This is a genomic window from Agrococcus baldri (assembly GCA_900114805.1).
Lineage (GTDB): Bacteria > Actinomycetota > Actinomycetes > Actinomycetales > Microbacteriaceae > Agrococcus > Agrococcus baldri.
Window position 1 is genome coordinate 244,510 of the sequence record FOZN01000001.1, and the last position, 12,065, is coordinate 256,574.

The 12,065-nt window shown below is 70.0% G+C and carries 11 protein-coding genes and 1 pseudogene; 5 read left to right on the top strand and 7 right to left on the bottom strand.

Features of this window, described 5'->3' with window-relative positions; all coding sequences use genetic code 11:
* Window positions 1–28: 28 nt before the first annotated feature.
* On the bottom strand, window positions 29–751 hold the full coding sequence (locus tag BM288_RS01155) for an HTTM domain-containing protein (RefSeq protein ID WP_092915066.1): 723 nt from the start codon (window positions 749–751) through the stop codon (window positions 29–31).
* Window positions 752–1,114: 363 nt separating this feature from the next.
* Between BM288_RS01155 and BM288_RS01160 the strand changes: the two are divergent.
* The 3 genes and pseudogenes from BM288_RS01160 to BM288_RS01170 all read left to right on the top strand — a co-directional run.
* Window positions 1,115–1,426 (top strand): annotated as a pseudogene (locus BM288_RS01160) (heavy metal translocating P-type ATPase); the annotation flags it as partial.
* Window positions 1,427–1,649: 223 nt separating this feature from the next.
* Window positions 1,650–2,519: an SGNH/GDSL hydrolase family protein gene (locus BM288_RS01165; RefSeq protein ID WP_092915068.1), complete on the top strand. Its 870-nt coding sequence runs from the start codon at window positions 1,650–1,652 to the stop codon at window positions 2,517–2,519.
* 106 nt (window positions 2,520–2,625) lie between these two features.
* Window positions 2,626–3,501 (top strand): alpha/beta fold hydrolase, encoded by an 876-nt coding sequence (locus BM288_RS01170; RefSeq protein ID WP_177220188.1) that lies wholly within the window; start codon window positions 2,626–2,628, stop codon window positions 3,499–3,501.
* A gap of 46 nt (window positions 3,502–3,547) precedes the next feature.
* On the opposite strand, the gene BM288_RS01175 is transcribed toward BM288_RS01170, so the two are convergent.
* The 5 genes from BM288_RS01175 to BM288_RS01195 form a co-directional block, all read right to left on the bottom strand.
* Complete coding sequence (locus tag BM288_RS01175; protein WP_092915072.1) at window positions 3,548–4,828, bottom strand: acyltransferase family protein; 1,281 nt, start codon at window positions 4,826–4,828, stop codon at window positions 3,548–3,550.
* A gap of 63 nt (window positions 4,829–4,891) precedes the next feature.
* Window positions 4,892–5,230 carry a HepT-like ribonuclease domain-containing protein gene (locus BM288_RS01180; protein ID WP_092915074.1) on the bottom strand — a complete coding sequence of 113 codons (339 nt, stop codon included), beginning with the start codon at window positions 5,228–5,230 and terminating at the stop codon, window positions 4,892–4,894.
* Window positions 5,227–5,670, bottom strand: a complete 444-nt coding sequence (locus BM288_RS01185) for a helix-turn-helix domain-containing protein (RefSeq protein WP_092915076.1) — start codon at window positions 5,668–5,670, stop codon at window positions 5,227–5,229. The genes BM288_RS01180 and BM288_RS01185 overlap by 4 nt, the downstream gene beginning before the upstream one ends.
* Window positions 5,671–5,712: 42 nt before the next feature.
* Complete coding sequence (locus BM288_RS01190; RefSeq protein ID WP_177220189.1) at window positions 5,713–6,345, bottom strand: arsenate-mycothiol transferase ArsC; 633 nt, start codon at window positions 6,343–6,345, stop codon at window positions 5,713–5,715.
* 181 nt (window positions 6,346–6,526) lie between these two features.
* The gene (locus BM288_RS01195; RefSeq protein WP_092915080.1) at window positions 6,527–7,960 is read right to left on the bottom strand and encodes a helix-turn-helix domain-containing protein; all 1,434 of its coding nucleotides are present in this window, start codon (window positions 7,958–7,960) and stop codon (window positions 6,527–6,529) included.
* Window positions 7,961–8,130: 170 nt separating this feature from the next.
* Between BM288_RS01195 and BM288_RS01200 the strand changes: the two genes are divergently transcribed.
* On the top strand, window positions 8,131–10,008 hold the full coding sequence (locus BM288_RS01200; RefSeq protein ID WP_092915082.1) for a phosphoenolpyruvate carboxykinase (GTP): 1,878 nt from the start codon (window positions 8,131–8,133) through the stop codon (window positions 10,006–10,008).
* Between the two features lie 105 nt (window positions 10,009–10,113).
* Here the strand turns inward: BM288_RS01200 and BM288_RS01205 are convergent, their stop codons facing one another.
* Window positions 10,114–11,040, bottom strand: coding sequence for an endonuclease domain-containing protein (locus tag BM288_RS01205; protein ID WP_092915084.1), 927 nt, complete (start codon window positions 11,038–11,040; stop codon window positions 10,114–10,116).
* 321 nt (window positions 11,041–11,361) lie between these two features.
* On the opposite strand from BM288_RS01205, the gene BM288_RS01210 reads away from it, so the two are divergent.
* On the top strand, window positions 11,362–12,039 hold the full coding sequence (locus BM288_RS01210) for an FMN-binding negative transcriptional regulator (protein ID WP_092915086.1): 678 nt from the start codon (window positions 11,362–11,364) through the stop codon (window positions 12,037–12,039).
* The last annotated feature ends 26 nt before the right edge of the window (window positions 12,040–12,065 follow it).

Consider the following 12,065-nt stretch of genomic DNA (forward strand, 5'->3'; position numbering starts at 1 on the left):
CGCGGCGCCGACGCGCGCACTCCGCTACTCACTGCGTCGTTGGGACCGAACGCTCGGCAGTTTCGGCAGGCAGCAGCCGCTGCCAGAACGCCGGATAAAGCAGGACCAGTCCACCATTAAGCGCAACGAGGTGCAAAAGCCCAAACATGCCGCCGCGAGTTGCCAGGATCGTGAGCGCGATGTGGAGCAGGATGCCGATGACCGCAGTGATCAGCCGTGTCCGTGGAATCCAAAGTCCGACCGCCATCCACAACTCGGTGGCTACCAGCGCAGTGGCTGCAATGGAAAGCCACGGCTGCACCAGAAAGATCTCAAGCCAGGCCGCCGCGGGGCGGGTGGCAGCCAGAGAGAGCAGGTTGTCGCCGATGAGCCACGAAGGCTGGAGCTTTGACAAAGCCCCGAAAGCGTAAACCGTGCTGAGCAGGATCCTGGCGACGAAGAGTTGATCGTGCCGACGACGTGGTGCGATAAACAGTGCCAGCGCCAACCAGCCCATGATCATCACCGCGTAGTCGTACCACCTGTCAAGTAAAAGCAGATCCACGGCACCCAGAACGATCACAGCCCCAGAAATCAGCAAGGTGCCACGCTCTAACCACAAGAACAAAGCCAGCGTCGCCCATGCCAACGCCCACGAAAGGAAGAAGATCGAGATCGTAAGATCCTGTAGCTCGACCGCGAGAAAGATGTAACGCATCCCCCAGACAATGGAGAGAAGGGCGAGAACTCGACTGACTGAGTAGCCGCTCACGGAGTGCAATCCACTTTGCCGGGGTTGCCCCAGCAGCTGGTGTGCATCTGCCACCCGAACGGGATTTGCCCCAACGAGGGGGCGGCCCAGCGCACGCCTAAAAGCACCATTGGGACGAGCACGATAGCGAGCGCAACCACAAGAGTGCGGCGTCGCATCGCCGCAACCACAGCTCTGAATTCCTCAACTACCGTTCGTGCTTCCGCGGACACTTTCATCTGTTTGCCTTTCGCTGCCCGTGGCCAATACGCGCTCTCTGGCTTTGCTCTGCGCGGCGACTGATCAGTGCAAAGCCGTCTGCGTGACAACCCTATGGCGTCGCACAAGCGAACGAATCATTACGATTTTGCGAAGAATCGGAGCGCCGCCGCACTCGTCGCCGCCGACCTGGGGCTCGCGATGGGCACCGGCACCGACGCCGCGCAGCAGGCCGCCGACATCACACTCGTACACGGCGACCTCGCCGGCGCCGCCGACGCGATCGCGCTCTCGCGCCGCACGCTGCGCACCATTCGCGGCAACCTCTTCTGGGCCTTCGCCTACAACGCGGCGGCCATCCCGCTCGCGATGCTCGGGCTGCTGAGCCCGCTCATCGCCGGCGCCGCGATGGCCTTCTCGAGCGTGTTCGTCGTGCTGCACTCGCTGATGCTGCGGGGATTCCGCCCGACGCGCTGAGCGCACTCGGGCGTACGCGGCGCACCGCCATCGCTCCATTCCCGACTGGAACGCAGGCCGACGGGCCGGCGCACGCTGAGGCAAGTCCTGCGCGGATCGCAAGGATCCGTGGCTGATATCACTGTTACGGTTGCGTCACTCCCCCGACGATGGGCCGGAGGAGATTGAGCAGCAAAGCTGACCGGGGCACCCGATTCCCCGATCTCCACCTCAGGGGGAAGTCATGCGCCGTCGCACTCTCGCCATCCTCACCGCCCTCGCCGCCAGCGGCCTCCTGGCCGCCGGCATCGCGCCGGCCACTGCCGCGGATGATCCACCGGACGGTGCCGCCTACGTGGCGCTCGGCGACTCGATTGCCGCGGGCACCGGCAACCTGCCGTATGTCGATACCGACTGCATGCAGTCGCGCAAGGCCTACCCGCAGCTCTTCGCCCGCGCGTTCGGCATCGACGTCGCCTCTTCCGCCTGCTCTGGCGCGACCACGGCCGATGTGCTGACCGAGCAGCTCAGCCACCTCGGATCGGATACGCAGCTGGTCACGATCACCGCAGGCATCAACAACCTCGGCTGGACGACGCTCCTGCAGGAATGCGCGCAGGACGAGAGCTCGCTGGCGTGCCAGGCGGCGACCGGCGGAGCGTTTGCGGCGCTCGCGGCCTTGCCGGACGACATCGGACTGATGGTCGCGACCGTGCGGCAGCACGCTCCCAACGCGCACATCGCCGTGACGGGATACCCCATGCTGTTCGGCCAGGTTGCGACGCCCTGCAGCATCGGCGCGTTCGAACGCACCCCGGTGAAGGTCACCGCGGCGCAGGCCCAGTTCATCAATGTCGCAGTGATGCAGGTGAACGGGGCAATCGCGGCCGGGTTGGCCGGCTACGCATTGGAGTACTCCCAGATGACGGGCATCGATGCGAACGTCTCGTTCGTCCCGCTGACGGGCACCTTCGCCGGCCACGGGCTGTGCGACACGGGTGATCGCTGGATCAGCGGCTTCGTGAACGGGGCACCCGTCGCAGCCCGCAGCTTGCACCCGAATTCCGCTGGCCAGCGCGCGATCGCCGAGCTGCTGGTCGAAGCTCTCGGCTGACGCCACACGCACGTGGCGATGAGCGCCGCACGGCGGCCGCGGATCAGCCAGATCCCGGCCGTCGTGCCGGCCACCAACAGTGTTCGCACTCGCGAAGGGGAAGCCATTGGACGCGCAGCCCAGCCCCTCGACTCGTGAGCATGTCGTCGAACTGCCCGAGCTGCGGGCGCACGTCGTCGAAGCGGGCGCCGGCACGCCGATCCTGCTGCTGCACGGGTTCCCGCAGAGCTCGCGCGAGTGGTCGCGCGCCATCCCACTCCTGGCGCAGCACGCGCACGTGATCGCGCCCGACCTGCGCGGCTTCGGCAGCAGCGAGGCACCCGACGCGCGCTACGGCCTGGCCCAGCTGCGCGGCGATGCCGTCGCGCTGCTCAACGCGCGCGAGATCGAGCGGGCCGTCGTCGTCGGGCACGACATCGGCGCGCTCGTGGCGATGTCGCTCGCGATCGAGCATCCCGAGCGCGTCACCCACGTCGGCGTGCTCTCGGTGCCCCCGATGTACCTTCGGCCGCGGCCGTCGATGGTGCGATCGATGCCGGGGCTGTGGTTCCAGTACGCGCTCGCGACGCCTCGGCTGGGCGCACGCCTGCTGCGCGGCGGCCGGCAGCGGCTCCCCCGCTGGCTGCTCGCCGGCTACGGCGGCGTGCCGGCTGCCGACGCCGAGGTGTACGTCGCGAGCATGCGCGATCCCGCCCGAGCCCGCGCCGGCTCGCGCATCTACCGGCAGCTGGTGGTGCCCGAGTTCCTCCGCATCGTGCGCGGCGCCTTCCGCGATCGGCTCCCCACCATGCCGATCCTCGTACTCCTCGGCGGCGACGACCACGTGCTGCCGCGCGACGTGCTCGAGGGCATCGACCGCTACGCGCCCGACGTGCGGATCGAGGAGGTGCCGGGCGCCGGCCACTGGCTCGTCGACGACCAGCCCGAGGAGGTCGCACGTCGCGTCCTGGCCTTCGCCGGCCTCACGACCCCGATGCCGTGAGCGGATGCGTCGGGTCGCGCGCCGAGGCGCGTCCCGACCGCGGCGCTCACGGCGCGAGCAGCCTCGCGCGGCGGCCGCGGATCAGCCAGATCGCCGCCGTCGTTCCCACAAGGCTCAGCGCCGCCAGCAGCGTGTCGAGCCCGAGCACCATGATGAGGAACGGGCCCGCCGCGAACAGCAGCACCGCCGCGACGGTCACGAGCATGCCGGGATGCACCGGGTCGACCAGGTGCGACGGGCTGCGCTCGTAGCGCACCAGCGCGAGCGAGAGCAGCCACACGACGCCCAGCACGATGAGGAAGATCGGGATGCGCGTCAGCCACCAGGTGCCGGAGCCGGGGTCGGGCAGCGGCATCGGCAGGAGCAGCTGCACACCGACCAGCAGCATGATCACCGGCAGGTGCCAGAGGTAGATCGTCATGAGCCGGCTGCCGGCGAACCAGACGATGCCCCGCGCGACCCTCGTGCGCATGAGGGCGCTGAGCGGCCGGTGCAGCAGCGTCAGCGCCGCCGCCTGCGCGAGGCCCAGCACGAGCATCGGCATCGTCGGCGGGTACTGGTTCGAGAGCATGCTCCACGAGTAGCCCGCGAGCGGCACGACCGTGACCAGCGCGCCGAAGCCGAGCGCGATGATGAGGCCGAGCGTCCACGCCGAGCGCGACCGGAACCATCCGTCGTGCATCCAGAAGCCCAGCTGCTGCACCGCCACCCAGATGAGGACGACGTTGGGCAGGCCGAGCAGCTCGATGCCCGAGAGCTGCCGCACCGCATCGACGGCCGCGGCGGCGACCGCGAGCACCGCGAGGGTCGCGACCGGCGCGCGCCGGTGCAGCCCGATCATCACGGGTGCGAGCGCCTGCGCCAGCACGTAGGCGGCGAGGAACCACAGCGGCGAGCCGATGCCGATCGCGACCGTGTCGACGAGCGCCGCGTCGACGCCGAGCGCCCAAGCCGCGAGCAGCGCGACCGCCAGGAAGATGAACAGCGGCAGCGAGGGTCGGGCGAGCCGCGCGAGCCGGGTGCGCACGAAGGCGCTCGCGTCGACGGGCGCGCCCGCCGGCGTGCGCCGCTCGAGGCTCTGCCAGCCCGCCAGTGCCGCGAAGCCGCCGACCACGAAGAACAGCGGCATGATGTCGCCGACCCAGGTGGCGCCGGCGAACCACGGCTGCGCCTCGACCGTGCGCTCGATGACCAGCGCGCCGTCGGCGGCGCGGCCGACGCCCACGAACAGCAGGTGGATGACGACCACGAGCAGCACCGCCGCGACGCGCGCGAGGTCGAGCGTGAGGTCGCGGGAGGCGAGCTTCTGCTCGGCGTCGGTGGTCATGGCGAAAAGATAGCGCCGGGCGGGCTCGCCGCACCTCGACGCGGCCGCAAGGCATGGCGGCGGTCAGGTGGTGTTGAGCGACTGGATGTATCTGCTGATCGTCGGCAGATCGACGACGATCGTGTCCCAGACCGCGCCGTAATCCGTCCCTTCATAGTGATGCGCCAGGCGGTCCCTCATCCGCTTGATCAGCGACCAAGGAACTTCGGGATGCCGGTCCGTCGTGTCTGGACTCAGCCGAGCGACATTCTCGCCGATCTTGATGATCAGTGACTCGGCCGCCAGGCCCGGCACATTGTCGGGGTCACCGAGGTACCACTCCTCGCCGCGCGCCACGAGATTCGAGCCGACAGCGCACAACCGCACGATCTCGCGCAGGGCTGCGGTATCCCGTTGCTTCATACCGCGACAGCCGTTTCCAGGATCTCGTGCTGGGCAGGCAGACCGCCGTCAGTCACCACGTCGACCTCGACATCGAGCAATGCGCTCGCCGCAGCGGCGAACGCCGAGACGGTGAGTAGCCCGGTGCCGGGCGAGCGCGTGACCAGGATGTCCAGATCGCTCTTCGGACCGTCGGCGAGGCGAGCTGCGGAACCGAATACGCGCACGTTGCTCAGGCCGTACTGGGCGGCGAGTTGCAGGAGTTCGGCTCGGCGCGCGGCGAGCGCATCGTGCGGCAGCGGCCGCGCGGCCGCCTGCAGGCGCCCCAGCATCTCGGCCGAGGCCTTGCGACGCCCCGACTCGTAGGCAGCGACATTCGGCTGCGCAATCCCGGACCGTCGTGCGAGCTCAGTCTGACTCAGTCCCGCAGCCTCGCGAAGTTCCCGAATCGGATTCACCATAGGCCGATGATATCGCGTGATATGGCTTTCGTGCCGATCGCTTCAAGCGTCGAGGCCGTCGAGGTAGTCCTGCACCCGGCGGCGGACGCGGTCGCGGATGCGCCGCACCTCGTCGGTGCCGCGGCCGGCCGGATCGTCGAAGTCCCACTGCTCGATGCGCTGCCCCGGCGCGAGGTCGAACGGGTGCTCGATGAGCATCGTGACGATCACGTCGGCGGAACGGGCGACGTCATCGGTGATCGGCTTCGGGTACGCCTCGCCGAGCGGCACGCCATCCTCCTCCATCACGTCGACGACCGTGCGCAGCACCACGTCGGCGGGGCTGATCGCGCCCGAGAGCGCCTCGACGCGGCCCTCGCCGAGCGCGTTCAGGTAGGCGGCGGCCATCTGCGAGATGCCGTCGTTGCGGATCGACTCGATCATGATGCGCAGCGGACCGCCCTCGCCGCGGCGGTCGCCGCCCTCGAGCGCCCGCAGGCGATCGGCGGCGAACTTGAGCGCGAGCGGCGGAAGGTGATGACGGATGCGCGCCCCGCGCACGAGCGTCGCATGCGACTCGAAGACGATGCGCTCGACCAGCTGCGCATCGAGTGCAGGATGGAGCTCTGCGAGGTGCTGCGCGCCCCGCCGCAGGGTCTGCTCCGGAGAATCGAGTCCGTCGGCTGTCTCGGTCATGTCGGCTCCCTCGGTCGACGTGGCGAGATCAGGGTAGGCCCGTGGTGACCGCCTGCCAAGGGCCGTGCGACCCAGGATGGCGGGCAGACGCATCCGCCCCCGCATCTTCATGCGACGCTCGTCACGGCGCTGGCCGTCACAGCACTGCCTGTCACAGCTCTGCCTGTCACGGCTCTGCCTGTCACAGCTCTGGCGCGTGGCGCTCGAGGAACTCGTAGAGCTCCGCGTCGTCCACGCCCGGGTAGGTGCCGCGCGGCAGCGGCGCGAGCGTGTGCTGGTGCATGCGCGCCGAGGCCCACGACTTGTGGCGCCAGCGGCCCGCGAGCGCGTCGTCGGGGCGGGCGCAGCAGCGCTCGTCGGGGCAGGTGGAGACCTGCCGGAAGGCGGTCTGCGATCCGCGGAAGAACTTCGCGTCGTCGAAGGGCACGCCGAACGAGATCGAGAACTCGCCGTCGTGGCCCGCGCCGATCTGCGTCGAGCACCAGTAGGTGCCGGCGGGCGTGTCGGTGTACTGGTAGAACTCCGTCGTGCGGCTCGTGCGCTCGAAGGCGCTGCGAGCGGCGAACTTGCGGCACACCAGCTGCCCCTCGGCGTGACCGGAGGCATCGACCGGCACCGGGATGCCGTCGTTCTCGTACACGCGCGAGAGGGCGCCGTCCTCCTGCACGCGCAGGAAGTGCACGCGCAGGTCGAGGTGGGTGGTCGCGAGGTTCGTGAAGCGCATCGCCGCGGTCTCGTGCGTGACCCCGAACGCGTCGCGGAAGTCCTCGACGGCGAGGTTGCGCTCCTTCTTCGCGCGCTTGAGGTAGTCGACCGCCCGCGAGCGCGGCATGAGCGTCGCGGCGGCGAAGTAGTTGATCTCGAGCCGCTGTTGCAGGAACTCGGCGTAGCCGCGCGGCTCGTGGTGCCCGAGCAGCCGGTGCGCGATCGCCTGCAGCGCCATCGAGCGCAGGCCGTGCCCGCCGGGGATCGACGCCGGCGGCAGGTAGATGCGGCCGGTCTCGAGGTCGGTGACCGAGCGCGTCGAGTGCGGCAGGTCGGTGACGTAGACGAGCTCGAAGCCCAGCCGCGCCGCGATCTCGCTCACGGTGCGGTGGGTGAGGCTGCCGCCGTCGTAGCCGACCGCTCGCAGCTGCTCCTCGGCGAGCTCGTCGATCTCGGGCAGCGCGTTGCTCTGCTGGCGCATGCGGTGGCGGATGGCGGTGGCGTCGCGGCGCGCCTGCTCGGGCGTGGCGATCGCCTCGCGGGCGCGGCGGTCGAGCTCGCGGTGCAGGCCGACGAGCGCGCGCAGGTGGTCGTCGCTCATCGAGCGGGTCGGTCGCACCGCAGGAAGCCCCAGTCGCTTGTAGCTGGCGCCCTCCTGCAGCCGCTGCAGGTCGAGCTCCATGCGGCTGCGCTCGCTGGGGGGCTCGGGGTCGAGCAGCTGCGCACTCGTGACGCCCAGCACCTCGGCGATCGCCTGCAGGTGGCTGAGCTTCGGCTCGCGGTGCCCGTTCTCGATCAGGCTCAGCTGACTGCCCGCCAGCCCGATGCGCTCCCCCAGCCCGTCGAGCGTGAGCTCGGCACTGGTACGGAAATGACGGATGCGGTGCCCCAGGACTGCTGCGTCGACCATGCGCCCAGTGTACGAAACTTTCAGCGAATCTTCGCCATGTTCGTCGCGAACGACGTCATACAAGGCGCGTTCCGCCCTTGGGGCATCCAAGTTTCGTGGAAGTGAAGGATGGGTGGATTCTTCTCAGGGATCGGCGACACCTGGCGGTGCTCGCGGGCAAGACTCGAGACATGACGCTCCTCCCTCCCGCGCCGACCCGCTCATCCGCCAAGCCCGTCAAGCCGGCTCTGGTCAACGCCCCCGAGGGCGCCGACCCGGGTGTGGTCTCGTGGGTGGCGTCGATCGCCGAGCTCACCGAGCCGGCCGACATCGTCTGGGCCGACGGGAGCGCCGAGGAGTACCAGCGGCTGGTCGACATCATGCTCGAGGCCGGCACCATCGTGCCCGTGCCCGCGCGGCCGAACAGCTACCTCGCGCGCTCGAACCCCGACGACGTCGCCCGCATGGAGAGCCGCACCTTCATCTGCGCCGAGGATTCCGACGACGCCGGCCCCACGAACAACTGGCGCGACCCCGAGTCGATGCGCCAGGTGCTCGGCGGGCTCTTCGACGGTGCGATGCGCGGTCGCACGATGTACGTGATCCCCTTCTCGATGGGCCCGGTCGGCGGCCCCATCTCGAAGCTCGGCATCGAGATCACCGACTCCCCCTACGTCGTCGCCTCCATGCACGCGATGACGCGCGTCGGCACGGCTGCGCTCAAGGCGATGCACGGCACGAGGGACTGGGTGCCCGCGGTGCACTCGATCGGCGCTCCGCTCGCCGAGGGCGAGCAGGACGTGCCCTGGCCGTTCAACAGCACCCGCTACATCTCCCACTTCCCCGAGACGCGCGAGATCTGGTCGTTCGGCTCCGCCTACGGCGGCAACGCCCTGCTGGCGAAGAAGTGCTTCGCCCTGCGCATCGCCTCGGTGCAGGCGCGCGATGAGGGCTGGCTCGCCGAGCACATGCTGCTGCTGCGCATGCGCCACGAGGACGGCCGCGTCATGCACCTCGCCGGCGCCTTCCCCTCCGCCTGCGGTAAGACGAACCTCGCGATGCTGCAGCCGACCATCCCCGGCTGGAAGGTCGAGACGCTCGGCGACGACATCGTCTGGATGCGCCCCGGCGAGGATGGCCGCCTCTGGGCCATCAACCCCGAGAACGGCTTCTTCGGCGTCGCCCCCGGCACGAGCGAGAAGACGAACGCCACCGCCATGGCGATGATGTCGCACGACACGATGTTCACGAACGTCGCACTGACCGCTGACGGCGACGTCTGGTGGGAGGGCATGACGAAGGAGGCCCCCGAGGGCCTCACCGACTGGCAGGGCCGCCCCTACGACCCGGCCAACGGCCCCGCCGCCCACCCGAACGCGCGCTTCACGGTGCGCGCCGAGCAGGCGCCCTCCATCGCCCCCGACTGGGAGGAGGCCGTGCCGCTCGACGCGATCATCTTCGGCGGCCGCCGCCCCACGCAGGTGCCGCTGGTGATGCAGGCGCGCGACTGGGAGCACGGCGTCTACATCGGCTCCACGGTCTCGAGCCAGCAGACGGCCGCCGCTGAGGGCACGGTCGGCGACATCCGCCGCGATCCCTTCGCGATGCTGCCCTTCTGCGGCTACAACATGGGCGACTACTTCTCGCACTGGATCGACATGGGCCACCGCCTCGGCCGCCACGCGCCGAAGATCTTCTCGGTGAACTGGTTCCGCCGCGACGAGGACGGCGGATTCATGTGGCCTGGCTTCGGTGAGAACGCCCGGGTGCTCGAGTGGATCGCGGGCCGCGTCGCAGGCACCGCGGAGGGCGTCGACACGGCGATCGGCGTCATGCCGGCCACCGGCGCGCTGAATCTCGAGGGCCTCGAGCTCGACCAGGAGACGCTCGACGAGCTCTTCGAGGTGCGCCCGAAGGCGTGGCTGTCGGAGCTCGTCGACGTCGAGGCCTTCTTCGGCCAGTTCGGGCACTCGCTGCCCACCGGCCTCGTGCGCCAGCTCAACCACGTGCGGTGGCGCCTCGAGCACATGCAGCAGACGCAGCTGGCGGCGGAGCGCGTCCCCGCCTGAGGCTCCTCGCCTCGCTCCTCGCCTCCGCTGGGAGGAAATGGGTCACGATCTGCTCGATCATCACGATCGACTCGAGCAGATCGTGACCCATTTCGCGCGATGGCGTCAGCCGCGGCGCGCCAGCGCGGTCGCGACGCGCTCGACGAGCCGGGCCCCTCGGCGCGGCAGGTCTGCCTTCGTGATGCGCACGATGATCCAGCCGGCGGCCTCGAGGCGCGCGTAGCGATCGATGTCCTGCCCCCACCGCTGCTCATCGCGGTGACCGTCGCCCTCGTACTCGATCGCGATCTTGAGCTCTGGGTAGCCGAGGTCCGGGTGCAGCTCGATGCCGTCCACGACCACGCTCGGGTGCACCACCGGCTCGGGCAGCCCCGCCTCAACGATGAGCAGCCGCGTGATCGTCTCGAAGCGCGACTCCGCCCCTGCGCGCGCATCGGCAGCGGCGGCACGCAGCGCGACGACGCCGCTGAGCCCCGCGCAGCGACGCAGGAAGTCGTCGAGCTCCGCACGCGTCATGCATGCGGCGCCCGGCTCGCGGGGCAGCCGCAGCTCCGGATAGCGCTTCGCGGGCGTGAGCAGCGCGTCGACCACCTGCACCAGGTGCTCGTGATGGAGTTCACGTCCGAGCGTCAACGCAGTCGCAGCCGGCGAGAGCACGCGCAGCCCATCGATCTCCAGGGTCGTGAGGCGGCCAGCCGCGACGACGACCTCGCGCGTGCCCTTGACCCTGCTCCGGTAGGCATCATGCGGTCGCGCGACGTCGAGCGGCTCCTCCGCGGTCCACCGCTGAGCGAGCGGCAGCCCCCAGAGCCGCGCTGCGGTACGACCAGCGAAAGCCTGGTGCGGCAGCATGCGAGTGGCGAAAGCGCGGGCGCGTGCGGCGACGTCTTCGGCAAGGACCGCACGAACGCCGTGGAACGGGGCCGACAGGTCTCGACCGCGCAGCCGTCCGTGCCCGACGCCGGCCTCCAGTCCATCGCGCACGTTGAACGCAGTGCCGAGCGACTCGGGCAGCGGAGAGCGTGATGTCATGGCGCGCAGAATGCCGCGCAGCTGTCTGCTCGCGCGCCGGCCGCCCGCTCGGCTGTGGACAGCCGCCCAACCCGCCCCGCGCATCCGCTTCGCCCCTGCGCGCAGCGGATCGGGGTCACCATCCGCTCGGCCCCGGCCGGGCTTCGAGCAACGAGTGACCCATTTTCTCGGCGCAACGGTCGCAGCGGCGCGATGCGCGAGGCGAGGCGCGCGCCCGAGCAAAGACGCGAGGCGAGGGGCTAGCGGGCTCGGAGGGCACCGTTGGGGCACGAAGCCGCGCCGTTCGCGGCCGCGTCGCCGAGCGTGGGAGACACTGAGAGCATGCAGCCCAACCCGCTCTACAAGATCGGCGTCGCCGACGTGCGCGAGCTGATCACCCGCAATCCGTGGATGCAGCTGATCTCGCACCCGGCATCCGGGCCGGTCGCTTCGCCCTCGCCGGTGCTGCTCGCACCGCACGATCGGGGCGGCGACAGCGAGCCCATCGTCCTCGAGACGCACCTCGGCCGTGCCGACGGTCGCCTGCACGGCCTGCTGCAGCCGCGCGAGGGCGGTGAGCCGCACCGGATGCTCGTCATCGTGCAGGGCGACCACGGCTACATCTCCCCCAGCTGGTACCTCGGCGCCGATGCCGGGCAGATCCCCACCTGGAACTTCGAGCAGGCAACGCTCACGTGCGACGTCGAAGTGCTCGACGCGCAGGCGAACCTGGAGACGCTGCAGCGCCTCGTCACCCATTTCGAGCAGGCCTACGCGCCCGAGGACGGCGTGCGGCTCGACGTCGACGACGACGGCAATCGCGGCATGGCGATGGGCACGATCGGGCTGCGGCTGACCGTGCGCTCCTTCGACGCCAAGTGCAAGATGAGCCAGAACAAGTCGGACGCGACGCGCGCATCCGTGCTCGCGCAGGTGGAGGCATCCAACCCCGGACTCGCGGCGCGCATGCGGGCGGCCGGGGCCGACGCCGCCGCTTCGCGGCAAGCCACGGCAGACTGACCCCAACCTTCGACTGCGGTCGTTCG